Source organism: Roseateles saccharophilus, from assembly GCF_004342485.1.
Classification (GTDB): Bacteria; Pseudomonadota; Gammaproteobacteria; order Burkholderiales; family Burkholderiaceae_C; genus Pelomonas; species Pelomonas saccharophila.
Genome location: NZ_SMBU01000012.1, coordinates 117835 through 141783, shown reverse-complemented (window position 1 = coordinate 141783; position 23949 = coordinate 117835). Strand labels below are relative to the sequence as shown.

Below are 23949 nucleotides of genomic sequence, written 5' to 3'. Positions count from 1 at the left end.
TGCTTATCGCCGCAGCCTTGCTCAAGACACTACCCCGATGTCCGTGCTGCCTGCGCGCAAACGCAAGGCTACGCTTGTGACACAGTAAGACTAGGGGGCTGCGACGACCCGCGCCAGCGCCTCGGCCAGCGCCTGCTGCGAGCGCAGCACATGGCTGACGCCCGCGTCGCCCAGCCACCGCATTTCCTCGTCCGTGTGCGCGAGCACGGCGCAGCGCAGTGCCGGGTTGAGCTGGCGCGCGAGCGCGAGCAGCGCCGGCACGCCGCGCACATCGGCCAGCGCGACAACCAGCCAGGCGGCCTGGGCGATGTGAGCCTGCACCAGCGTCATCGCCTCGCCCGCGTCGCCGAGCACGGCCGCCTGGCCGGCGGCGCGCAGCGCCTCGACGACCTCGCGGTCACGGTCGATGACGACGACGGGCCGGCCACCCAGTTGCTCGCGCAGCGCCGCACCCAGCGCACCATGGCCGACGATGACGACCTGGCCGGCCAGCGCGCTCTGCGGTGTGTCCGCCGGCAGCTCGGCCAGCGGGTCGTCGCGCGCCTCCAGCCTGCGCGCTAGAGGAGAGCGCGCCAGCACCCAGCGTCGCAGCGGTTCGACGCCCGAGAACAGCAGCGGGTTCAGCGCGATGGACACGATGGCGCCGGCCACCACCAGGCTGGTCGCCTCGGCCGGCACGAGGCCGAGGCTCTGGCCCAGGCCGAGCAGGATGAAGCTGAACTCGCCGATCTGCGCGAGGCTGACCGCCACCGTCAGCGCGGTGGAGAGCGGGTAGCGCAGCAGCAGCACCAGCACGCCGGCGGCCAGCGTCTTGCCGACGAGGATGACGGCCACCGTCGCCAGCACCGCCAGCGGCTCGTCGACGAGCACGCGCGGGTCGAACAGCATGCCCACCGCGACGAAGAACAGCACCGCGAAGGCATCGCGCAGCGGCAGGCTTTCGTGGGCCGCGCGCTCGCTGAAAGCCGACTCGCGCAGCACCAGGCCGGCGAAGAATGCGCCGAGCGCGACGCTGACGCCGAACAGCGCCGCCGCGCCTACCGCCAGGCCCACCGCCGCGGCCACGGTGGCCAGCGTGAACAGCTCGCGCGAGCCGGTGCGGTTGACCTGCCACAGCAGCCAGGGCAGCAGGCGCCGCCCGGCAATCAGCATCACCGCGACGAAGGCCGCGACGGCCAATAACGTCGTGACGATGGTGACGGCCAGATTGCCGCCACCGCTGCCCTCGCCCTTGCCGCCCAGCACCGGCATCAGCACCAGGGCCAGCACCATGGCCAGGTCTTCGACGACCAGCCAGCCCACCGCGATGCGGCCATTGCCCGTGTGCAGCAGCTCGCGCGACTCCAGCGCGCGCAGCAGCACGACCGTGCTGGCGACCGACAGCGCCAGGCCGAAGACCAGGGAGGCCGCCAGGTCCCAGCCCCACCCGCCGTGCGCCAGCGCCGTGCCCATGGCCGTCGCTGCGGCCATCTGCACCAGCGCGCCGGGCAGCGCGATGCCCTTCACCGACACCAGGTCGTGCACCGAGAAATGCAGGCCCACGCCGAACATCAGCAGCATGACGCCGACCTCCGACAGCTGCTGGGCCAGGTGCACGTCGCCGACGAAGCCCGGCGTGTGCGGCCCGATCAGCACGCCGGCCAGCAAGTAGCCCACCAGGGCCGGCAGCCGCGCCCATTGCGCCAGCAGGCCCAGCACCAGGGCCAGTCCGAAGGCAGCGGCCAGCGTGGATATCAGCGTCATGCCTTCGTGCATCGTCGGGGGCGTCCTTTCAGTCGGCGGCGATGAGCTCGCGCTCGGTCAAGATCAAAGTGAGGGCACGGTCGTGTGCCTCGACAGGGAAACGCGTCTCGGCGCCCGACCAGGCCAGGCCGATGGTCGTCACGCCGGGGTGGGCGGCCAGCCAGCGGTCGAAATAGCCGCCGCCGTAGCCGAGGCGAAAGCCCTCGCGCGTGAAGCCCACGCAGGGCACCAGCACCACGTCGGGCACGGCGACCGCGCCGGTCGACGTCGCGATGCCGCATTCGTCCTGCGCGGCGGGCGCGGCGCCGTCCCAGCGGCGGAACGCCATCTCGGCCGGGTCGCGGCGTGCGAACGGCAGGGCGCGTGGACAAGCCTGGGGGCCGGGGTCGAACTCGCCGGCCAGCGGCCAATAGACGCCCAGCAGTTCGGGCTCCAGCTGCTCCAGCAGCGGCAGCAGGGACTGGCGCAGCGCATGCTCGGCCGCCTGGAAGGCCGGCGTGGCGGCAAAGGCGCGCCGCGCGGCCAGCAGGCCACGGCGCAGCTCGGTACGGTCGACGGGAGGGGCGGAGGTCATCGGCGCGGGGAGGGTCGGGGCCGGGCCATTGGAACTCATCGCGCCGGCCTGGGTTAAATTGCCCACTGGCGGGTGCAGTAGGCCGTAACAGGCATGAGTCGAATGGACAGGCGAGTTTTCAGAGGCATGGTGGCGCTGCTGCTGGCGGTGGCGTTAGGCGCCCAGGCCGCCCCCGCGCCTTCCGGCAGCGACACCGACCTGGCCGTGCAGGCCCGCGAGGCCTGGGCCAAGCGCGACCGCAAGCGCCTGGCCGACCTCGTGGACGCCGCGCGCGGTCAGAACCATCCGCTGGCCGGCTGGGTCGAGTATTTCGACCTCAACGCCCGCCTCACCGAGCTGCGCCAGGCGGACATGGAGGCCTTCTACGCGCGCTACGCCGGCAGCTATGTGGAAGACCGGCTGCGCAACGACTGGCTGCTGGAGCTCGGCCGGCGCCGCGACTGGGCCAATTTCCGCCGCGACCACGCCGGCTACCAGATGCGCGACGACCGCGAGGTGGCCTGCTATGCGCTGCTGGCCGAGCAGGCCGGCGGCAACAAGATCAGCCCCGACGCCGCACGCCTGGCATGGATGGCCCAGAAGGACGGCGACGACGGCTGCCAGCAGCTGGCCAGCGCGATGGTCGACGCCGGCCTCTTCAAGGCCGACACGCTGTGGGCCAAGGCACGCCTGGCCACTGAGCAGGGCCGCCCGCGCGCGGCGCGCCAGGCCGTGGCTCTGCTGGCGGCCAAGCCGCTGGACCAGAAGCTCGCCGAACTGCAGGACAACGCCGGCCGCTACCTGGCCCGCAAGGCCCGCAACAGCCCCCGCCCCGAGGCCGAGCTGACGGCTCTGGCCCTGGCCCGCGTGGCCGCCAACGACCCGGCCCAGGCCGGCGACGTGCTGCAGGACAAATGGAGCGTGCTGCCCAAGGACCTGCAGGCCTGGCTGTGGGTGCAGATCGGGCGCCAGTCGGCGCTGCGCCTGCGGGACGACGCCCTCGCCGCCTTCGAGCGTGCCGGCAAGCTGGCCCCCGAGCTCGACTGGAGCGACGACGCGCTCGCCTGGAACGCCCGCGCCGCGCTGCGCGCCAAGCAGCCCGCCGCGGCCCTGCGCGCCATCGAGCGCCTCGGCGCCAGCGAGCAGCGCGAGCCGGCCTGGGTCTACTGGAAGGCCCGCGCCACCCGCATGCAGGGCGATGCGCCGGCCGCCCGCGCCCAGCTCGCCGCGCTGGCCGCCTCGCCGCTTTACGGGGCGTTGAATTTCTTCGGCCGCCTCGCCGCCGAGGAGCTGGCCCTGCCCACGCCGCTGCCGCCCGCCCCCGCGCCGCTGACGCCCGACGAGCGCCGCGCGGCGCGCAGCCACCCAGGCTTGTCGCGCGCGCTGCAGCTCATCGCCCTGGGCCTGCGCAGCGAGGGCGTGCGCGAGTGGAACTTCTCGCTGCGCGGCATGAACGACCGCGCGCTGCTGGCCGCCGCCCAGGAGGCCTGCGACCGCGAGGTCTGGGACCGCTGCATCAACACCAGCGAGCGCACCCGCGCCGAGATCGACATCGCCCAGCGCTATCCCACGCCCCACCGCCCCGAGCTGATGCGCGAGGCACAAGCCAGCGGCATCGACCCGGCCTATGTCTACGGACTGATCCGCCAGGAATCGCGCTTCGTGCTGGATGCGCGCTCCCATGTCGGCGCGGCCGGGCTGATGCAGGTCATGCCGGCCACGGCGAAGTGGACGGCCAGGAAGGTCGGCATGAACTACAGCCCGGAGCTGATGCAGGACCGCGACTTCAACCTGCGCATCGGCACCAGCTATCTGAAGCTGGTGCTGGACCGCTTCGACGGCGCCCAGGCCCTGGCCGCCGCGGCCTACAACGCCGGCCCCAACCGGCCCGCGCGCTGGCGCGACGGCCCCGTCGTCGACGCGGCCGTCTGGGCCGAGAACATCCCGTTCAACGAGACGCGCGACTATGTGCGCAAGGTGCTGCTGGGCGGCGCGGTCTATGCGCAGATCCTCGGGCTGCCGGCGACCTCGCTGCGCGAGCGCCTGGGCGCGAGCATCGGCCCGGCCGGCGCCCGCACGGCCGACCTGGCCGATGTGCCGCCGGCCGCCGCGGCGTCGGCGCCCTGAGCCCTCCGGCATCAATCCGTTGCGGATTGCTCATCCCTGCCCGGCGTGCCGCCGCCTAAGCTGCGCGGCTCCAACACGGAAGGCCTCATGAAGCTCTACATCGGCAACAAGAACTACTCGTCCTGGTCCATGCGCAGCGGCGTGCTGCTGGCGGCCTTCGGCATTCCCTTCGAGGAGGTCATGCTGCGCTTCGACTTCCGTCCCGGTTCCGAGTGGAACCGGCGCATCGCCGGCATCAGCCCGACCGGGCGCGTGCCGACGCTCGTCGAGGCCGACGGCTTCACGGTCTGGGACACGCTGGCCATCGCCGAATACATCGCCGACCGCCATCCCGAGCACGCCGTCTGGCCGCGGGACCTCCGGGCCCGCGCCCGTGCGCGCAGCCTGTGCGCCGAGATGCACGCCGGCTTCACCCGGCTGCGCACCGTCTGCCCGATGAACATCGAGGTCTTCTTCCCCGACGTCGGCGAGAAGCTCTGGGCCGAGGACGCCGCGCTGCGCGCCGACGTGGCACGCCTGGACGCCGCCTGGAGCGACGCGCTCCAGGCCGGCGGCGGCCCCTTCCTGTTCGGCGCCTTCAGCGCGGCCGATGCCTATTTCGCGCCGGTGGCCGTGCGCCTGAGCCGCTTCGGCCTGCCGCTGTCCGACGCCGCCGCGGCCTACCGTGACGCGCTGCTGGCCCACCCGGCCGTCGAGGACTGGGTGGCCGACGCGATGCGCGAGCAGGACTTCGTCGCCGAAGACGAGCCCTACCGGAGCCAGCGCTGATGCTGGAACTCCGCCCCTGCTGCGAGCACTGCGCCGTCGCGCTGCCGCCGGAGTCCACGCAGGCCCGCATCTGCAGCTTCGAATGCACCTTCTGCGCGAGTTGCGCCGAGGGCCTGCTGGGCAATGTCTGCCCCAACTGCGGCGGCGGCTTCGTGCCGCGGCCGGTGCGGCCGGCGCGCAACTGGAAGGGCGGGAATCATCTCGGCAACTACCCGGCGAAGACCGAGCCCAAGCTGAGGCCGGTCGACCTGGACGCCCATGCACGGCTGGTCGCCGCGTTGGGCGGAGTGCCACCCGAGCGCAGATAGGCCTGTGCCGGCCTGCTCCTGCGGCGGGGCAGGGAGTTGAAAGGCTGTGGCGATGGCTTCGACACCCGATTGCCGCTCGCCTGCCCGACAATTCCGCCACTCCAACGCCACGAGCGACGACACATGACCAAGCCCACGCTGCTGATCCTGAGCGCCACCGCGCTGCTGCTGACCCAGGCCGCCCACGCCGCCTCCAAGCCCTGCGACGAACTCAAGGCCGAGATCGCCGCCAAGCTCGACGAAAAGGGTGTGAAGAACTACGAGATCAGCGCGGTCGAGAACGACAAGGTCGGCGACGCGAAAGTCATCGGCAGCTGCGATGGCGGCACGAAGAAGCTGACCTATCTGCGCAAATGAGCGAGGCGGCGATGCGCCCCGGTTCGCTCTACCTCGACCATCTCGCGACGCTGCAGCGCCAGGCCGAGGCCGCGCTGGAGCGCGCCGGCCATGACGCGCTGCTGATCGCCTCCGGCATCGAGAAATACGCCTTCCTCGACGATCGGCCCTATCTCTTCCAGCCCAACCCGCACTTCAAGCACTGGCTGCCGCTGACGAGCCACCCGCACTCCTGGCTGGCCGTGCGACCGGGCCGCAGGCCGCGCGTCGTCTACTACCAGCCCGACGACTACTGGCATGTGCCGCCGAGCGCGCCGAGCGGAGAGTGGGTGGATGCGGTCGAGCTCGTCGTCATCCGCGAGCCGGAGGACGCGGCCCGGGCGCTGGCCGATGTCGTCACGCCGCGCGCCGCCATCCTCGGCGAGGCCGATGCGGCGCTGCCGGGCCTGGTGCCCAACAACCCCGAGGCGCTGCTGAACCTGCTGCACTGGGCCCGCGGCGTGAAGAGTCCCTACGAGCTCGAGCAGATGCGCGCAGCGTCGCGCCGCGCGGCACCGGCCCACGCTGCCGCGCGCCAGGCCTTCCTGGCCGGCGCCAGCGAGGCCGAGATCCACCGCGCCTACCTCCTTGCCTGCGGCCACACCGACCGCGACCTGCCCTACGGCAATATCGTCGGCCTCAACGAGCATTGCGCGGTGCTGCACTACCAGTACCAGGACGAGGCCCGGCCCGCCGAGGCGCGCAGCCTGCTGATCGATGCCGGTGCCCAGGTCAACGGCTATGCCAGCGACATCACGCGCACCTGGGTGGCGTCTGGGCATGCCGAGTTCGCCGACCTGATCGAGGCGATGGAGCGCGAGCAGCTCGGCCTCGTCGACGAGGTGCGCGAGGGCGTGGACTACCGCGGCATCCACCTCAGCGCCCACCACCGCATCGCGCGCGTGCTGCGCGAGGCCGGCATCGTCGCGATGGGCGAGGAGGCCATGGTGGCCGAGGGCGTGACCAAGCCCTTCTTCCCGCACGGCATCGGCCATCTGCTGGGCCTGCAGGTGCACGATGTCGGCGGCTTCATGGCCAGCGAGACCGGCGGCGTGGCGGACAAGCCCGAGGGCCACCGCTATCTGCGCCTGACGCGCCTGTTGCAGGCCGGCATGGTCGTGACCATCGAGCCGGGGCTGTACTTCATACCGACGCTGCTGAAGCAATTGCGCGCATCGCCTCAGGCTGCACTGGTGGACTGGGCGCGTGTCGAACGCCTGTCGCGTTACGGCGGCATCCGCATCGAGGACGACGTCGTCTGCCGCGGCAGCGGCGAGGCGCCGGAGAACCTCACGCGGGACGCGTTCGCGGCGCCGGGCTGAGCGAAGCCAGCAGCCCATCGCAGGCCGCCTCCACCAGGTCGAGCACACGCTCGAAGTCGGCTTCGCCGCCGTAGTAGGGGTCGGGCACGATGCGGGAGCCGGTGCCCGGCGCATAGTCCATCAGCAGCTTGAGGCGCTCGCGCCGCGCTGGCGGGCACAGGCGGCGGGCCTGGATGAGGTTGTCGTCGTCCATGGCCAGCACGAGATCGAAGTGGTCGAAGTCGGCCGCTTCGAGCTGGCGGGCGCGCAAGGCGCCGAGGTCGTAGCCGCGGCGCAGCGCATGGGCCTGGCTGCGCCCGTCGGGCGGCTCGCCGGCGTGCCAGCCGTGCGTGCCGGCCGAGTCCACCTCGACGTCCAGCCCTGTGGCCGTCAGCCGGGCGCGCATGACGCCTTCCGCCGTCGGGCTGCGGCAGATGTTGCCCATGCAGAAGAACAGGATGCGGCGGACGGTCATGGCGGGGCGCTTGAATTGGCGCGGCGCATTGTCCGTCCGCTGCCGGCTCCTTCCGGAGCCGGGGGCCTATGCCGCGGCGCCTGTTTGCGGCGCGGATGGCTGCTCCTGTCTTAGAAGCGCCAACCCAGGCCGACGCTGGCCAGCGTGGGGTTGACCTTGAACTTGCCGGCCGACACGCCGTTGGAATAGACCGTGGTGCCGATGTCGACCTTTTTCAGGTCGAAGTTCAGATAGGTGCCCTTGGTGACTTCAACGTCCGCGCCGATCTGCCATGCAGCGCCCCAGCTGCTGTTCTTGATGCTGGGGTTCAGCGCGGTCTGCACGGCGGGCGTGAAGCTGACGCTGGAGAAGTTGGTGTAGTTGATGCCGGCGCCGACATAGGGCCGCACCGTGCCGGTCGGGTTGAAGTGGTATTGCAGCGTCAGCGTCGGCGGCAGGTGCTTGAGGGAGCCGATCTCGCTGCCGTTGGAGTACAGCGTCTGCTTCTGCGGGTAGGTCAGGATCAGCTCGGCCGCGACATTGGGCGCGATGAAGTAGCTGAAGTCGACCTCGGGGAAGGTCTTGTTGTTGATGCTCAGGCCCAGGCCCGTGCTGTCCTTGTTGGCCGAGTCGAGATGCAGGGCGCGCACGCGCACCAGCAGCGGGCCTTCGTCGGCCTGGGCCAGCGGGGCGGCGAAAGCGGCGAGGACGGCGACGAGGGCGGGGATCTTCTTGAACATGGATGGCTCCGTTGAATGGGGCGAGGCCCCGATGGAGTCATTCCACGCCTGTGGTTGCCCGGCGAATTTGATGCAACGCAACATGGACGCGCCGCACCGCCCGCGCAGGCGGTGTGGCTTTGTGCTGTATCAATTTCGGGCGAGATTGATGGGGCCTTCGCGCAACAACCTGGGGCCTCAGCCGCCCAGGCCCAGGCGCTTGCAGAGTTCCAGCGTCAGCGCGCTCTGGTTCAGCGTGTAGAAGTGGATGCCCGGCGCGCCACCGTCGATGAGGCGTTCGCACAGCCGGGTGATCACGTCCAGGCCGAAGGCGCGGATGGCGGCGGCGTCGTCCATGAAGCCTTCCATCTTCATCTGCACCCAGCGCGGCATGTCGATGCCGTCGCGCTGCGCGAACTGGGCGATGCGGCCGTAGTTGTGGAAGGGCATGATGCCCGGCACGATGGGCTGGGTGACGCCCAGGCGGCGGGCCTCGTCGACGAAGTGGAAATAGGCGTCGGCGTTGAAGAAGAACTGCGTGATGGCGCCGTTGGCACCGGCACCCATCTTGTCGGCGAAGTGCTGCAGGTCCTTGGCGGCGTAGCGCTGTTGCGGGTGCACCTCGGGGTAGGCGGCGACCTCGATGTGCCAGTCCGGCCCTTGCGTCTCGCGGATGAAGCTGACCAGCTCCGACGCGTAGCGGAACTCGCCCGCCGTGGCCGTGCCGCTGGGCAGGTCGCCGCGCAGCGCGACGACGCGGTGGATGTCCTGCGCGCGATAGGTGGCGAGGATCTCGGCGATGTTCTCGCGCGTGGAGCCGACGCAGCTGAGGTGGGGTGCGGCCTCGAAGCCGGCGGCGGCGATGTCCATCACGGCCGACAGCGTCTTGTCGCGCGTGGAGCCGCCGGCGCCGTAGGTGACGCTGAAGTACTGCGGCGACAGCGCGCCCAGCTCGCGCACGACGGTCTTGAGCTTCTCGACGCCGACCGGCGTGTTGGGGGGGAAGAATTCGAAACTGACAGGGGTGGTCATCGGGGGCCTACTGACGCCAAGAGGATCGGTGCGAGAGGGTCTGCGCGGGCGCAGGGCTAGGCGTGCGACGCCGCCTGGGCTCATGCCCAGGCAAGGCGCGCAACGACGCCATGCGCCCGCGCAGACCCTCTCCCGCAGGGTTGTCACTCAAAAGCCCGCGCGCGGTGTTGCGAAGCCTCGCTGGGGACGACCCCAGCTTCGTCTTCGCGCCTTGCTCGCGGGCTTTTGAGTGGCAACGCATCCGACCCTCTTGGCGTCAGTAGACCCCGGCCCACAGGAAGAATTCGCGATTCCCATCACCGCCGGTGATGGGGCTGTCGAAATAGTCGAGCACCTTGAGGCCGAGGGCCGTGCAGGCCAGGCGCACACGGGCTTCCAGTCGCGGGTAGTCGGCCTCGTCCTTGACGAGACCGCCCTTGCCCAGGGCTTGTGGCCCCAGTTCGAACTGCGGCTTGATGAGCACGAGCAGGTGGCCGTGCACCTCCAGCCAGGGCAGCAGCTCCGGCAGGGCGCCGACCATGGAGATGAAGCTCAGGTCGCCGACGATCAGCGTGAATCCGCCCGTCGGTGCGTGCTGGCGCAGCGCGTCCAGGTCGCGCACATGCGTGCCTTCCAGTGCCGTCACGCGCGCATCGGCCCGCAGCCGCGGGTGCAGCTGGCCGTGGCCCACGTCCACGCCGACGACGTGCCGGGCGCCCTGCGCCAGCAGGCAGTCGGTGAAGCCGCCGGTGCTCTGGCCCACGTCCAGCACGATGTGGCCGGCGACGGCCAGGCCGGTGCGCGCGAGCGCACCCTCCAGCTTGAGCCCGCCGCGCGACACATAGCGCAGCTCCGCGTCGTCGGTGACGCGCAGCTGGGCCGTGTCGGGCAGGTCCTCGCCGGCCTTCTTCAGCAGCGCCCAGCCGATGGGCGAGGCCCATTCGGCGGCGCCGTTGCCGATGAGCCGCTGCGCGACGGAGCGCGTCGGCGCCAGGCCCTGGGCGACGAGGAGCTGGTCGGCGCGCATCAGTACCGGTAGGTATCGGGCTTGTAGGGGCCGGCCTTGGGCACGCCGATGTAGGCGGCCTGCTCCTCGGTCAGCTCGGTCAGCTGCGCGTTCAGCGTTGTCAGCTGCAGGCGGGCGACCTTCTCGTCCAGGTGCTTGGGCAGCACATAGACCTTGCCGATGTCGTAGGCGTCCTTGTGCGCGAACAGCTCGATCTGGGCGATGGTCTGGTTCGCGAACGAGGAGCTCATCACATAGCTCGGGTGGCCCGTGCCGCAGCCCAGGTTCACGAGGCGGCCCTTGGCCAGCAGGATGATGCGCTTGCCGTCCGGGAAGATCACGTGGTCGACCTGGGGCTTGATCTCCTCCCACTCGTACTTCTCGAGCGAGGCGACCTCGATCTCGTTGTCGAAGTGGCCGATGTTGCAGACGATGGCGTTGTTCTTCATCGCGGCCATGTGCTCGTGGCGGATGACGTTCTTGTTGCCGGTCGTCGTCACGAAGATGTCGGCCTTGTCGGCGGCGAACTCCATCGTCACGACGCGGTAGCCCTCCATCGCGGCCTGCAGCGCGCAGATGGGGTCGATCTCGGTCACCCAGACCTGGGCCGACAGCGCGCGCAGCGCCTGGGCCGAGCCCTTGCCCACGTCGCCATAGCCGGCCACGACGGCGATCTTGCCGGCCACCATCACGTCGGTGGCGCGCTTGATGCCGTCCACCAGGCTCTCGCGGCAGCCGTAGAGGTTGTCGAACTTGCTCTTGGTGACCGAGTCGTTCACGTTGATCGCGCGGAACAGCAGCGTGCCCCTGGCGGACATTTCCTTCAGGCGGTGCACGCCGGTCGTCGTCTCCTCGGTCACGCCGATGATCTGGGCGCTCTTGCGGGTGTACCAGCTGCCGTCCTCAGCGACCTTCTTCTTGATGGCCGCGAACAGGATGCGCTCCTCCTCGCTACCCGGGTTGGCCAGCACCGACAGGTCCTTCTCGGCCTTCTGACCCAGGTGCATCAGCAGCGTCGCGTCGCCGCCGTCGTCCAGGATCATGTTGGGGCCTTCGCCGGCCTCACCCTTGGCGCCGAACTCGAAGATGCGGTGGGTGTAGTCCCAGTAGTCCTCCAGCGTCTCGCCCTTGTAGGCGAACACCGGCGTGCCAACGGCGGCCAGGGCCGCGGCGGCGTGGTCCTGGGTCGAGAAGATGTTGCAGGAGGCCCAGCGCACTTCGGCGCCCAGGGCCTGCAGCGTCTCGACCAGCACGGCCGTCTGGATGGTCATGTGCAGGGAGCCGGTGACGCGTGCGCCCTTGAGCGGCTGGGTGGCGGCGTATTCCTTGCGGATGGCCATCAGCGCCGGCATCTCGTGCTCGGCGATCTTGATTTCCTTGCGGCCCCAGTCGGCCAGCGACAGGTCCTTGACGATGTGGGCGGGGTTGGCGGCGGTCATGCGGGCTCCTTCATGCAGTAAAGCCGCTGACGCGATCGATCAAGGAAGGGCTCAAGCCTCACCCCGACCCAAGGTCAGCGGGTGAGCGCGGTTGCAAAGGGAGTGTCGGTTTCGACTCACTTGAGTACAAGTAAGTCTCCACCGCAACTTCGTTGTCCGAGCCTGGCCTCAAAAGGTGCTGAGGTTGCAACGCTCCTCGGAATCTCGTAATTCTAGGGCCTCAGCCGATGCCCCCGGGTGCGAGCAGATCGTCACCCGGCGTGGAAACGAGGGCCGGGCGGCCGACGATGAGCGGGTCCACGGGCCCGATGCGCTCGGGCCTGCGTTCGGTGTAGGGCAGGCGGTTCAGCACGAAGCGCATCGCGTTCAGGCGCGCGCGCTTCTTGCAGTCGCTCTTGATGACCATCCAGGGCGCGTCCGAGGTGTCGCAATGCAGGAACATCGCCTCCTTGGCACGGGTGTAGTCGTCCCACTTGTCCAGCGAGGCCATGTCGATGGGGCTGAGCTTCCACTGCTTGAGCGGGTGCAGCTTGCGCTCCTTGAAGCGGCGGCGCTGCTCGTCGCGGCTGACCGAGAACCAGAACTTGAACAGGTGGATGCCCGAGCGCACCAGCTGGCGCTCGAACTCGGGCGTCTGGCGCAGGAACTCCTGGTATTCGCTCTCGGAGCAGAAACCCATCACGCGCTCGACGCCGGCGCGGTTGTACCAGCTGCGGTCGAACATGACGATCTCGCCGCGCGTGGGCAGGTGCTCCACATAGCGCTGGAAATACCACTGGCCGCGCTCGACGTCGCTGGGCTTCTCCAGCGCGACGACGCGCGCGCCGCGCGGGTTGAGATGCTCCATGAAGCGCTTGATGGTGCCGCCCTTGCCGGCCGCGTCGCGGCCTTCGAACAGGATGACGACGCGTGCCCCGGTCTCCTTGACCCAGGCCTGCAGCTTCAGCAACTCCACCTGCAGGCGGTACTTCTGGCTCTCGTAGATCTTGCGCGACAGCAGGTTGCGGTAGGGGTAGCCGCCCTGGCGCCAGCCGGGGTTGAGCTCGCTGTCGGGGTCGACCTCGGTGAGCGGCGTCTGGGCCTGCTCGTGCTGGCGCAGCGCGCGGCGCAGGTGGCGGCGCTCGTCGGGCGAACTGCCGGCCAGCAGCGTGGCCAGGTCCTGCGCCAGTGCGCCCGCGCCGTCCTCGGCCTGGTGGTGGCGGCGCAGCAGCTCGGCCAGCGTCTCGGACTCCACCACGTCGCGGCGGGTCTGCGCGCGGCTGACGCGGTGGCGCTCCAGGCCGTCGGCATCGAGCTGCGGCGCGGTGTCGCCGGCCAGCACACGGCGCGGTGCCGGGCGCCGGGGCGATGGCCGGGAGGTCGGGGACGGGCGGGGTGCGGGCATGTGGAATCCTCGGTCAGCTGGGATGAAAGGACGATGCTGCTCGTCAGCCTGTCGCCGGGAGTTGATCCCCGTCAAGCCGGGCCGCCGCGCAGCTGCCGGGCATCGCTGCGTGGCGGCGTGCCGAACAGGCGCCGGTACTCGCGGCTGAACTGCGACGGGCTTTCATAGCCGACGCGGTGGGCCGCACTGGCGGCGTCCAGGCCGTCGCCCAACATCAGCCGGCGCGCATGCTGCAGGCGCAGGGTCTTCTGGAACTGCAGCGGCGACAGCGTGGTCAACTGCTTGAAGCGCAGATGCAGCGTCGACGGGCTCATATGCGCCAGCCCGGCCAGCTCGTCGATGGAGAGCGGCTCGGCGAAGCGGCGCGTCAGCTGCTCGATGACGCGGTTGAGCCGCCGCGCGACGCCGTCGCCCTGGGCCAGCACGCGCAGTCGCGGGCCGAGCGGCCCGGTCAGCACGCGGTAGAAGATCTCGCGCTGTACCAGCGGCGCCAGCGCCTGCAGGTCCTGCGGCTGGTCCAGCAACCGCAGCAGGCGCAGGGCCGCGTCCAGCAGCGGCGCCGTGACGGGCGCGACCTGCAGGCCGGCGTCGCCCTCGCTGGCCGGCGCGGCCGGCGCGTCGCCGTCGGCCATCAGCAGCTCGGCCAGGGCCTGCGTCTCGCAGGACAGGCGCAGGCAGAGATAGGGCTTGTCGGCGCTGGCCTCGACGACATGGCTGCGCGGCAGCGTCGTGACCGGCACGAGCAGGCATTGCATCGCGTCGTAGCGCAGGGTGCGCTCGCCCAGCCGCGCCTGCTTGCGGCCCTGCAGCACCAGCACCAGGCCGGGCTCGTAGATGGCCGGCAGCGGCATGACCGGCGCGCTGGCGCGGATCACGCGAAGCCAGGGCAGGGCGGTCTCGTGCACGCCGTCGGCCGGCGCGCGGGCCAGGGCCTGGGCGATGCTGCGCTGGCGCAGCGTCTGCAGATCGTCGTCGTTGGGCATGCGGTCGATTGTGCAAAGGCCGGGCCGGCTCCGGGCGGTTCCGGGCGCTGGGCTCGGAGGATCGGGCAAGCATGCCCGAGCTTTGTGCTGGGCGATGCGAGGCCGGTTTCCTAAGCTTCGGCCCATCCCTCGACCATCCATCCCAAGGAGCAGCCATGACGTCAACGAATCTCCCCCGCCGCCGCCTCGGCAGCGCCGGCCCTGCGGTCTCCGCCCTCGGCCTGGGCTGCATGGGCATGTCCGACTTCTACGGCCCGGCCGACGACGCCCAGTCGCTGGCCGTGCTGAACCATGCCCTCGACATCGGCATCAACTTCCTCGACACGGCCGACATGTACGGCGTGGGCGCCAACGAGCGCCTGTTGTCGCGGCTGCTGGCCACGCGCCGCGGCGAGGTCGTGCTGGCGACCAAGTTCGGCAATGTGCGCGCGGCGGACGGCACCGTGCTGCGCATCGACGGCAGCCCGGCCTATGTGCGCGAGGCCTGCGACGCCAGCCTGCAGCGCCTGGGCGTGGACCACATCGACCTCTACTACCAGCACCGCGTCGACAAGGCCGTGCCCATCGAGGAGACGGTCGGCGCGATGGCCGCGCTGGTGAAGGCCGGCAAGATCGGGCACCTCGGCCTGTCCGAGGCCTCGGCCGCGACCATCCGCCGAGCCCACGCCGTACACCCCATCGCCGCCGTGCAGACCGAGTACTCGCTGTGGAGCCGTGACGTCGAGGCCGAGATCCTGCCGACCTGCCGCGAGCTGGGCATCGCGCTCGTGCCCTACAGCCCGCTGGGCCGCGGCTTCCTGACCGGCACGATCCGCTCGGCCGAGCAACTCGCGCCCGACGACCGCCGCCGCATCCACCCGCGCTTCCAGGGCGGCAACATGGACCACAACCTCGCGCTGGCGGACGCGCTTTCGGCGCTGGCGCGCGAATGGGGCCACACGCCGGCCCAGCTCGCGCTGGCCTGGCTGCTGGCCCGGGGCGAGGACATCGTGCCCATCCCCTGCACGCGCAGCGGCGCGCGCCTGGACGAGAACGCGGCGGCGGCGCGCATCACGCTGAGTGCCGCCCAGCGCGACGCCATCGAGACGCTGCTGCACGCGCACGCCGTCGCCGGCACGCGCTACCCGGCAGCGCAGATGGGGGCTTTGAACGCCTAGTCGCCCGCGCGCCGTGCGCCCAGGTAGGCGGCCTGCACCGTCCTGGCCAGCAGGCGTTGCCCCGTCAGGCTGGGGTGGTCATCGCAAGCGGTGGCGCTGCTCGCGCTGCCGTTGAGCAGGCCGCTCTTGCAGGTGTTGCCGGCCGCGAAGGGTCTGGCCGCCACCTTGTAGAACGCCGTGAACGCATCGGCCACGACCGCGCCATTGGCGGCGGCCGCGCCGGCCAGGGCCTGGTTGAGCGCGACGGTCAAGCCGGTCTGGGCCGGGTCGCTGTAGTCGAGCGAGTAGTAGTTCACCACCATCAGCATGCCCTTGAAGCCCGAGGCGCGCAGGTTGCTCAGGATGGTGTTCAGGTTGCCGTACACCGCCGCCAGGGCCGCGGGCAGGCCGGCCTGTATGCAGGCCGGGTCGCCCCCGCAGGCGGCCTGGAGCAGGAAGCCGTCGTTGGCCCCCAGGCTCAGGGTGATCAGGCGCGTGTTGCGGTGGGCGCCGAGAAAGCTGCGCGCGAACTCCATCTGCGTGCCGGCGTAGCTCTCGTGCAGAGGGAAGCTGGCGCGGTAGCTGTGGCAGCCGTTGTCCGGCGCGGTGGCCGACAGGAAGGAGGCCGACGTCTCGCCGGGACAGGAGGGGTTGCTGGCGTCCAGGTGCAGTGCGTGTCCCGCGATCTCCGGGTAGCCCAGGAAGTTCTCGGGGTTGACATAGGCATAGCCGTCCTGCTCGATGAAGCCGAAGACCACGCTGTCGCCGAGCGAGAGCATGGGGCCCCTGCCGTCGTCGGCCAGGGCCGATGCCGAGCTGCCGGCGACGAGCAATGCCGTTGCGATACGAGCGATGCGGCGCGTTGCGCGCGCCAGCGAGCTGCCGGTGGTGGTGGTCATGGGAGCTGCCTCGTTGGGTGGATGGTTGAGGCCGGCTCGCGCCCATCGCGAGGGGTCTCCAGCCAGACCATGCGACGCTGCCCAAGCCGCTGCCAGCGGGCAAACCCTTTCTCCGGAGGGGCGCCTTCAGGCGAGGCCGAGGAAGTCGGCCAGCCGTCGTTCTTCGTCAGCCAGCGCGGCCTTGAAATCGGCATCGCGCGGCGCATGGCCGGCCACATAGCCGCACTCCACTCGCAGCCGCCCTTCCTTCACGCCGGCATTGGCCCAGCCGATGACCTGATCCCGCCACAGCAGCGGCAGCGCGTAGTGGCCGCGCACACGCTTGTGGGCCGGCGTGTAGGCCTCGAAGCGGTAGGCCCAACCCCACAGCAACTCGAAGCGGCGGCGGTCCCAGACGACGGGGTCGAAGGGGGCCAGCAGGCGCACCTGGCTCGGGATGCGCCAGCCGCGCGTCGGGTCTTCGTCGGCGGGCCAGTACCAGTCCCTGCCGTCGACCCTGGCGTGGGCCAGGCGTTCCTTCGCGCGGGCGAAGGTGGGCTTGCGCAGCGCCTCCCACTGGTGGGCGGCGTGGAAGAGCATGTTGATCAGCTGGGACAGGCTGCCGGCCGGCAGCGGTGCGTATTTCTGCACCAGCACGTCGGTCATCGCGTCCATCGCGGCCTGCGGGTCGGGGTGGGCCTGCCAGGCTGGCCCGAGGCGGTAGACCCGCGTGCCGCTGTCGCGCCGCACGACATCGAGGCGCCCGCGGTAGTGCAGACCGTCGAGCAGCTCGGTGGACAGCCGGCTGTTGCCGCCGAACCAGTTCTTCACGGGGCCGTGGTCCAGCGCCGCGTCGACATCGGCCGGGTGGGCCTCGCCCAGGCGCTCGACCTCGGCGAGCACGGCGTCGGCGAGCTTCCAGCGCGCCTTGTCCCAGGCGCGGCGCGTCGTGCGCGGGTGCATCAGCGCGCGCAGCCCGGGCGTGACGAAGCCGTAGTTGATGAAGAAGTCTTCCTGCAGCGGCAGGCGCGGGTAGCGGCGCTCCAGGTCGCCGGCCTGGTAGCCCTTGACGCGGTGGCGCAGCGTCAGGTCCTGGGCGCGGGCCGGGGCGCGCAGCGGGTCGGCCTGCACGAAGCCGCCGAGCTTCTCGACGGCCTTCAGCAGCGTCGTCGGCGTGAAGAGGCTGCGCGCGACGGCATGGCGGCGCAGCGCGGAGAGGTCGACGGGTGTGGGCATCGTGTCGGCGAGGGCAGCTCCGCGGGATTTCCGGGGCAGGCGCAGGTTAGCAGGCGGGCCGGACGCGCCTGCCGCGCGGCACTAGAATTCAAGGTTGCCCTGCGCCTCCCGCAGCCGCGCCTTACCTAGGAAATCACCGTGTTCATCTCCAACGCCTACGCCCAGGCCGCCCCGGCCGCCGCCAGCCCCGAGTCCGGCCTGCTTGGCATGCTGCCCCTGGTGCTGATGTTCGTCGTGCTCTATTTCGTCATGATCCGGCCGCAGATGAAGCGCCAGAAGGAGCAGAAGGCCATGATCGAGGCGCTGGCCAAGGGCGACGAGGTCGTCACGGCCGGCGGCGTCATCGGGAAGATCGCCAAGCTGGGCGACAACTTCGTGCATCTGGAAGTGGCCAACGGCGTCGAGCTGCAGGTCCAGCGCAGCGCCGTCACCCAGGTTCTCCCCAAGGGCAGCTTGAAGTAAGCAGGCCCGGCGCCACCTCGGTCGGCGCTGACTACGCCGTGCAGGCGCTGACTAGGAACTCCCCATGAACCGCTATCCGCTCTGGAAGTACGCGATCCTGCTCGTCGCGCTGCTGATCGGCACCCTTTACACCCTGCCCAACCTGTTCGGCGAGGCGCCGGCGGTGCAGGTGTCTTCGGCCAAGGTCACCGTCAAGATCGACGCTGCGCTGCAGGGCCGCATCGAGGCCGCGCTGAAGGACGCCGGCGTCCAGGCGGACTATGTGCAGTTCGACGGCAATTCCATCAAGGCCCGCTTCGGCGACACCGACACCCAGCTCAAGGCCAAGGACGCCATCAACAAGGCGCTGAACGCCGACCCGGCCGAGCCGACCTATATCGTCGCGCTGAACCTGCTGTCGCGCTCGCCGCGCTGGCTGTCCGCCCTGCATGCCGACCCGATGTACCTGGGCCTGGACCTGCGCGGCGGCGTGCACTTCCTGATGCAGGTCGACATGAAGGCGGCCCTCACGAAGAAGGCCGAGGCGCTGACCGGCGACGTGCGCTCCATGCTGCGCGAGAAGAACATCCGCCATGCCGGCATCACACGCGACGGCAACACCGTCGTCGTCGCCTTCCGCGATGCCGAGCAGCGCAACGCCGCCGTCGAGCTGCTGAGGAACCAGTTGCCCGACGTGGTCTGGACGCCGCAGGGCGAGGGCAGCGAGCTGCAGCTGGCCGGCGCCCTGAGTCCCAAGGCCCAGGTCGCCGTGCAGGACGCGGCCATCAAGCAGAACATCACGACGCTGCACAACCGCGTCAACGAGCTCGGCGTGGCCGAGCCCGTCATCCAGCAGCAGGGTGCGGACCGCGTCGTCGTGCAGCTGCCCGGCGTGCAGGACACCGCCAAGGCCAAGGACATCATCGGCCGCACCGCGACGCTGGAGCTGCGCATGGTGGACGACAGCGCCGAGGCGATCGAGGCGCTCAAGGGCAACGGCCCCGTGCCCTTCGGCACCGAGCGCTTCATCGACCGCGGCTTCGGCCCCATCATCGTCAAGCGCCAGTTCATCCTGACCGGCGACAACCTGAACGATGCCCAGCCCGGTTTCGACGAGAACCACAACCCCGCCGTGCACCTGACCGTGGACGCCAAGGGCGCACGCGTCATGAAGGAGACCTCGCGCGAGAACATCGGCAAGCGCATGGCCATCCTGATCTTCGAGAAGGGCAAGGGCGAGGTCGTCACGGCGCCCAAGATCAACTCCGAGCTGGGCAACCGCTTCCAGATCACGGGTGCAATGAGCACCCAGGAAGCCGCCGACACGGCCCTGCTGCTGCGCGCCGGCTCGCTGGCCGCGCCGATGGAGATCATCGAGGAGCGCACCATCGGCCCGAGCCTGGGCAAGGAGAACATCGAGAAGGGCATCGCCAGCGTCACCTGGGGCTTTGCCGCCGTCGCGGTGTTCATGTGCATCTACTACCTGCTGTTCGGCGTGTTCTCGTCGCTGGCGCTAGGCTTCAACCTGCTGCTGCTGATCGCGGCGCTGTCGCTGATGCAGGCCACGCTGTCGCTGCCGGGCATTGCCGCCATCGCGCTGGTGCTGGGCATGGCCATCGACTCCAACGTGCTGATCAACGAGCGCGTGCGCGAGGAGCTGCGCGGCGGCGCCTCGCCCCAGCAGGCCATCCACCTCGGCTACGAACGCGCCTGGGCCACCATCCTGGACTCCAACGTGACGACGCTGATCGCCGGCGTGGCCCTGCTGGTGTTCGGCTCGGGCCCGATCAAGGGCTTCGCCGTCGTGCACTGCCTGGGCATCCTGACCTCGATGTTCTCGTCCGTCGTGTTCTCGCGCGGCCTCGTGAACCTCTGGTACGGCCGCCAGAAGAAGCTCAAGAGCGTGTCGATCGGGCAGATCTGGAAGCCCGAAGCCGAAACGACCGACGTCGCCGCGAAAGCCTGAGAAAGCTAGACCATGGAACTCTTTCGCATCAAGCGCGACCTGCCGCTGATGAAGCATGCGTTGATCTTCAACGCGATCTCCTTCATCACCTTCGCCGCCGCCGTGTTCTTCCTGTTCACGCGCGGCCTGCATTTCTCGATCGAATTCACCGGCGGCACCGTCATCGAAGTGGCCTACCCGCAGGCGGCCGAGATCGAGAAGACCCGCCTCGTCGTCGAGAAGATGGGCTTCGGCGAGGTGCAGGTGCAGAACTTCGGCAGCTCGCGCGACGTGATGATCCGCCTGCCCGTGCGCGGCGACGTCAAGCAGACCGAGCTGGTCGGCAAGGTCTTCGGCGAGCTGTGCAAGGCCGAGTCCGGCGTGGTCAGCGAGCACCAGGAGGTGACGCCCCAGGGCGAGCAGGTCAGCAAGCAGATCTGCACGAAGGCCGATGGCGCCGAGCCGATCAAGCTGTCGCGCTCCGAGGTCGTCGGCCCGGCCGTCGGTGCCGAACTGGCCCAGGACGCGGCCAAGGCCCTGGCCGTGACCATCGCCGGCATCATGATCTACCTGGCCATCCGCTTCGAGTGGAAGTTCGCGGTCGCCGGCATCATCGCCAACCTGCACGACGTGGTCATCATCCTGGGCTTCTTCGCCTTCTTCCGGTGGGAGTTCTCGCTGGCGGTGCTGGCGGCGGTGCTGGCGGTGCTGGGTTACTCGGTCAACGAGTCCGTCGTCATCTTCGACCGGGTGCGCGAGGCCTTCCGCAAGTTCCGCAAGATGAACACCCACGAGGTCATCGACCACGCGATCACCTCGACGATGAGCCGCACCGTCATCACCCACGGCTGCACCCAGCTGATGGTGATCTCGATGCTGCTGTTCGGTGGCCCGACGCTGCACTATTTCGCCGTCGCGCTGACCATCGGCATCCTGTTCGGCATCTACTCCTCGGTGTTCGTCGCCGCCGCCATCGCGATGTGGCTGGGCGTGAAGCGCGAGGACCTGGTGAAGACTGCCATCAACCGCGACGACCCCAGCGACCCGAACGCCGGGGCCGTCGTGTAGAGTGATCCGCAACCCCCACGACTGCCGCGCCGCCCCGACTCGCCCATGACCGCCGCCCGCAACCAGGCCCTGGCCACCCAGGCACGGCGCGTCTACCTCGAGGCCCTGGTGCGGGGCATGACGCCTCTCGTCGCCGCCGTCGGCCAGGGGGCCGGCCAGCAGCTGATGCAGGGCGCGCCGCATGCCGTCATGATGGCGCGGCGCGACGCGGTGCTGGCCTGGCAGAAGCTCGGCCCCAACTGGCAGATCGCCGTCGTCGGCGCGCTGCGCCACGCGGCCGTGCATGGCGTGTCCGACACCGGGCGCGAGCACGAGCCGACCGTGCCGGGGCACTCCTCGCTGAAGATGAGCCTGGTCGACGACTCGACCATCGAGCGCGAGATCACCAGCTCCCGCCTGGCCCTGGTCATGATGGACCGCGCCACCTGGGAGTTCACCGACCTGCGCACCCGCATGCAGGCCCTGGAGGCCCATGACGACCTGGCGCCGCTGGACCTGCTGCGCGCCCACGTCGTCGCCCGGCTCGCGCTGGACGCCTGGACCCGCGTCGGCCTGGATGCCAACATCTGGCAGTTGCTGCACCACGAGCTGCACGAGGAGTTCGCCCAGCTCATCAGCGAGGCCTACCACGAGACCAACCGCTGGCTGATCGCCCAGAAGGTGTTGCCCGAGGTCGACCTGCGGCCCTTCATCCGCCGCACGGCCCAGGCCGCTGCATCGGCACCGGCCTCCGCCGCGGGCGGGCCGCCGCCGGCAGCACCGGGTGCCGATGCGGCACCCGTGGCGCCCGCCGTGGCCGCCCGCAGCAAGGCCAGCGCCCAGGCCGAGGAGGTCATGGCCCAGCTGCAGCGCGTGCTGGCCCGCCATGTGCCGGGCTTCCCGGTCACGACGCGCCAGCTGCCGGCCCGCCCCGGTGCCGGCAAGCCCAGCCTGGCCGGCGCGGCGCCGGCCGGCTTCGACATGGGGGCGGCCAGGCCCGCGCTGGCCGATGCGCCGTTGTCCGGCGCCGGGCCGGCCGCCGCCGCGTCGCCGCGGCTGATGGGCGCGATCCGGCATGCCCAGGAATCCCTGCAGCGCCGCCCCGGCGTGTCCGGCGCCGCCGCCGGCGCCGAGGCGGGCGATCTGGCTGCCCACAGCGCGCCGCGCGCGCTGGAGGAGATCAGCGCCCGCAGCCAGGCCTTCAAGCAGGTCCTCAAGCAGGCCGCGGGCACGCCGGCCGAGCGCGCGACCATCGAGATCGTCGCGATGATGTTCCAGAGCATCCTGACCGAGGAGCGCATCCCGGCCACGGTGAGGGTCTGGTTCGCACGCCTGCAGATGCCGGTGCTGCGCGTCGCCGTCGGCGAGCCCGACTTCTTCGCCGCCGCCGACCATCCGGCGCGCCGCCTGATCGACCGCATGGGCGCCTGCGTGATGGGCTTCAACACGGCTCAGAGCACCGGTCCCGGCGCCGAGCGCGCCAGCGGCGACGCGCTGGAGCGCGAGATCAAGCGTGTCGTGCAGGTCGTCGAGGCCTATCCCGACACCGGCCGGCGCGTGTTCGCCACCGTGCTGACCGAGTTCGAGAAATTCCTCGACCACTACTTCGAGAACGAGAACCAGGCCTCCAAGCGCGGCGTGTCGCTGGCCCAGCAGGTCGAGCAGCGCGAGACCCTGGCCATCCAGTACACCATCGAGCTGCGCAAGATGCTGTCCGAGGTGCCGGTGCAGGACGGCGTGCGCGACTTCCTGTTCCATGTCTGGGCCGACGTGCTGGCCGTGACGGCCGTGCGCTCGGGCGCCCAGTCCGACGTCACCAAGGTCATGAAGCGGGCCGCGGCCGACCTGATCTGGTCGGCCAGCGCCAAGTCCTCCCGCGAGGAGCGCGCCGATGTGATCCGCCGCCTGCCGCCGCTGCTGAAGACGCTGCGCGACGGCATGGGACACGCCGGCCTGCCCATCGACAAGCAGGACGAGCACGTGCGCCAGCTGAACAACGCGCTGGCGGCGGCCTTCACGGCCAAGACGGCGGCCATCCCGCGCGAGCGCCTCGAGGAACTGATGGACCAGCTCGAGACGCTGGAGGCCATGCTGCCCGAGGACATCGGCGGCGAGAGCCATGTCGACGAGATGCTGGTGCGCGACCTGTCGGGCCACGAGTCCGAGGGCATGGAGGTCGTCGCCGAAGGCGGTTCCGCGCCGACGCCGGCCATGGTTGCCTGGGCGCGCGAACTGCAGGTCGGCGGCTGGTTCATGCTGGACTACCGCGGCCGCAACGAGCAGGTGCAACTGGCCTGGCGCGGCCTGCGCAAGCAGCTGGCCCTGTTCGTCACGCCCAAGGGCCGCGGCGTGCTGTTCTCGCTGAACCGTATGGCGGCCTTCCTGCAGGCCGGCCTGCTGCTGCCGGCCCAGGACGAGGCCCTCACCGTGTTGGCCACGCGCAAGGCGCTGGCCAAGCTGGACGCCGATCCCGAACAACTCTTGAAATAGCCCACCCCCTACGCGCTGACGCGCGCCCCCTCAAGGGGGCACTGCCAGTGGCCTGGCAAAGCCAGTTCCACGGCAGTCGCTGGATAAAGCAAAACGGCACCAAAGGCGCCGTTTTGCTAGTGGATCAGTCGATCCTCGGGGGCGACGAAGAGTTCGTCGAGGATCAAAGCGTCGGGCTCCTCGCCCAGGCTCCAGAACACCATCAGCACGATGATCTTCAGGTCTTCCAGGTCCATCGCATTGCCGCCGATGGCCATCGCGCGGTCGATGACCATCTCGCGCATCGCGCCGGGCAGCACGCCGGCCGATTCGAGGAAGCTGATGAAGCCGATGGAGGCCTCGCCCAGGTGCTCGACCTCGGCGGCCGAGTAGACGCGCAGCGCATGCGGGCTCTGCTCGCCGTGGTAGGCCTCGCCGGCCGCGGCCAGGCCCTCGAGCCAGTTCAGGGCCTCCTGGATCTCGTCGTTCTCGAAGCCCACCGCCGTCAGCTTGCGGGCCAGCTGCGCAGAGTCGGGGCAGGCGTCCGGGCGCCAGTAGGTCTCGTAGAGATAAACCAGGACATCGAACATGGTGAGGGGATGATAGCCCAGCGTCCTGACGGCCCC

General features: G+C 70.3%; 22 protein-coding genes and 1 riboswitch. Of the genes, 10 read left to right on the top strand and 12 right to left on the bottom strand.

The window, feature by feature from the left end; genetic code table 11:
* Nucleotides 1-90: 90 nt before the first annotated feature.
* Both EV671_RS12700 and EV671_RS12695 read right to left on the bottom strand, forming a co-directional pair.
* Entirely contained in the window at nt 91-1755 is a 1665-nt protein-coding gene (locus EV671_RS12700; RefSeq protein WP_132571789.1) for a cation:proton antiporter, read from the bottom strand.
* Nucleotides 1756-1771: 16 nt separating this feature from the next.
* The gene (locus EV671_RS12695) at nt 1772-2317 is read right to left on the bottom strand and encodes a 5-formyltetrahydrofolate cyclo-ligase (RefSeq protein ID WP_207911139.1); all 546 of its coding nucleotides are present in this window, start codon (nt 2315-2317) and stop codon (nt 1772-1774) included.
* Nucleotides 2318-2419: 102 nt separating this feature from the next.
* On the opposite strand from EV671_RS12695, the gene EV671_RS12690 reads away from it, so the two are divergent.
* From EV671_RS12690 to pepQ, 5 genes are all read left to right on the top strand, one after another.
* Nucleotides 2420-4423: a lytic transglycosylase domain-containing protein gene (locus EV671_RS12690; RefSeq protein ID WP_243655703.1), complete on the top strand. Its 2004-nt coding sequence runs from the start codon at nt 2420-2422 to the stop codon at nt 4421-4423.
* 87 nt (nt 4424-4510) lie between these two features.
* Nucleotides 4511-5191, top strand: a complete 681-nt coding sequence (locus tag EV671_RS12685) for a glutathione S-transferase family protein (RefSeq protein ID WP_132571783.1) — start codon at nt 4511-4513, stop codon at nt 5189-5191.
* Nucleotides 5191-5499: a DUF1272 domain-containing protein gene (locus tag EV671_RS12680; RefSeq protein ID WP_132571781.1), complete on the top strand. Its 309-nt coding sequence runs from the start codon at nt 5191-5193 to the stop codon at nt 5497-5499. The genes EV671_RS12685 and EV671_RS12680 overlap by 1 nt, the downstream gene beginning before the upstream one ends.
* Before the next feature lie 123 nt (nt 5500-5622).
* Complete coding sequence (locus EV671_RS12675; RefSeq protein WP_132571779.1) at nt 5623-5856, top strand: DUF1161 domain-containing protein; 234 nt, start codon at nt 5623-5625, stop codon at nt 5854-5856.
* Nucleotides 5853-7196 (top strand): Xaa-Pro dipeptidase, encoded by a 1344-nt coding sequence (pepQ, locus tag EV671_RS12670; RefSeq protein ID WP_132571777.1) that lies wholly within the window; start codon nt 5853-5855, stop codon nt 7194-7196. The genes EV671_RS12675 and pepQ overlap by 4 nt, the downstream gene beginning before the upstream one ends.
* Here pepQ and EV671_RS12665 read toward each other — a convergent pair.
* The 7 genes from EV671_RS12665 to EV671_RS12635 form a co-directional block, all read right to left on the bottom strand.
* Nucleotides 7165-7650: a low molecular weight protein-tyrosine-phosphatase gene (locus tag EV671_RS12665; RefSeq protein WP_132571776.1), complete on the bottom strand. Its 486-nt coding sequence runs from the start codon at nt 7648-7650 to the stop codon at nt 7165-7167. The two genes, pepQ and EV671_RS12665, sit on opposite strands and share 32 nt — an antisense overlap.
* Before the next feature lie 110 nt (nt 7651-7760).
* Entirely contained in the window at nt 7761-8369 is a 609-nt protein-coding gene (locus EV671_RS12660) for an OmpW/AlkL family protein (protein ID WP_132571774.1), read from the bottom strand.
* A 177-nt stretch (nt 8370-8546) separates the two neighbouring features.
* A complete protein-coding gene (gene metF / locus EV671_RS12655) occupies nt 8547-9380 on the bottom strand; it encodes a methylenetetrahydrofolate reductase [NAD(P)H] (RefSeq protein WP_132571772.1) in 834 nt (277 codons plus the stop codon).
* Nucleotides 9381-9636: 256 nt separating this feature from the next.
* On the bottom strand, nt 9637-10386 hold the full coding sequence (locus tag EV671_RS12650) for a TlyA family RNA methyltransferase (protein WP_132571770.1): 750 nt from the start codon (nt 10384-10386) through the stop codon (nt 9637-9639).
* The gene (gene ahcY / locus EV671_RS12645) at nt 10386-11804 is read right to left on the bottom strand and encodes an adenosylhomocysteinase (RefSeq protein WP_132571768.1); all 1419 of its coding nucleotides are present in this window, start codon (nt 11802-11804) and stop codon (nt 10386-10388) included. The genes EV671_RS12650 and ahcY overlap by 1 nt, the downstream gene beginning before the upstream one ends.
* A gap of 76 nt (nt 11805-11880) precedes the next feature.
* A riboswitch (S-adenosyl-L-homocysteine riboswitch) is annotated at nt 11881-12008 on the bottom strand.
* A gap of 16 nt (nt 12009-12024) precedes the next feature.
* On the bottom strand, nt 12025-13188 hold the full coding sequence (gene ppk2 / locus EV671_RS12640) for a polyphosphate kinase 2 (protein ID WP_132571766.1): 1164 nt from the start codon (nt 13186-13188) through the stop codon (nt 12025-12027).
* 71 nt (nt 13189-13259) lie between these two features.
* Nucleotides 13260-14171: an AraC family transcriptional regulator gene (locus EV671_RS12635; RefSeq protein ID WP_132571764.1), complete on the bottom strand. Its 912-nt coding sequence runs from the start codon at nt 14169-14171 to the stop codon at nt 13260-13262.
* A 155-nt stretch (nt 14172-14326) separates the two neighbouring features.
* Between EV671_RS12635 and EV671_RS12630 the strand changes: the two genes are divergently transcribed.
* Nucleotides 14327-15328, top strand: coding sequence for an aldo/keto reductase (locus EV671_RS12630; protein WP_132571762.1), 1002 nt, complete (start codon nt 14327-14329; stop codon nt 15326-15328).
* Here EV671_RS12630 and EV671_RS12625 read toward each other — a convergent pair.
* Both EV671_RS12625 and EV671_RS12620 read right to left on the bottom strand, forming a co-directional pair.
* The gene (locus EV671_RS12625) at nt 15325-16206 is read right to left on the bottom strand and encodes a GDSL-type esterase/lipase family protein (protein WP_132571760.1); all 882 of its coding nucleotides are present in this window, start codon (nt 16204-16206) and stop codon (nt 15325-15327) included. The genes EV671_RS12630 and EV671_RS12625 overlap by 4 nt on opposite strands.
* A gap of 126 nt (nt 16207-16332) precedes the next feature.
* Complete coding sequence (locus EV671_RS12620; protein WP_132571758.1) at nt 16333-17421, bottom strand: DNA glycosylase AlkZ-like family protein; 1089 nt, start codon at nt 17419-17421, stop codon at nt 16333-16335.
* Between the two features lie 138 nt (nt 17422-17559).
* On the opposite strand from EV671_RS12620, the gene yajC reads away from it, so the two are divergent.
* From yajC to EV671_RS12600, 4 genes are all read left to right on the top strand, one after another.
* Nucleotides 17560-17883: a preprotein translocase subunit YajC gene (yajC, locus tag EV671_RS12615; protein WP_132571756.1), complete on the top strand. Its 324-nt coding sequence runs from the start codon at nt 17560-17562 to the stop codon at nt 17881-17883.
* A 64-nt stretch (nt 17884-17947) separates the two neighbouring features.
* Nucleotides 17948-19828 carry a protein translocase subunit SecD gene (gene secD, locus EV671_RS12610; protein ID WP_132571754.1) on the top strand — a complete coding sequence of 627 codons (1881 nt, stop codon included), beginning with the start codon at nt 17948-17950 and terminating at the stop codon, nt 19826-19828.
* A 12-nt stretch (nt 19829-19840) separates the two neighbouring features.
* On the top strand, nt 19841-20875 hold the full coding sequence (gene secF, locus EV671_RS12605) for a protein translocase subunit SecF (RefSeq protein ID WP_132571753.1): 1035 nt from the start codon (nt 19841-19843) through the stop codon (nt 20873-20875).
* 45 nt (nt 20876-20920) lie between these two features.
* Nucleotides 20921-23344 (top strand): DUF1631 family protein, encoded by a 2424-nt coding sequence (locus EV671_RS12600; RefSeq protein ID WP_132571752.1) that lies wholly within the window; start codon nt 20921-20923, stop codon nt 23342-23344.
* Between the two features lie 116 nt (nt 23345-23460).
* Here the strand turns inward: EV671_RS12600 and EV671_RS12595 are convergent, their stop codons facing one another.
* Nucleotides 23461-23913, bottom strand: a complete 453-nt coding sequence (locus EV671_RS12595) for a Smg family protein (RefSeq protein ID WP_132571751.1) — start codon at nt 23911-23913, stop codon at nt 23461-23463.
* Nucleotides 23914-23949 lie beyond the last annotated feature (36 nt).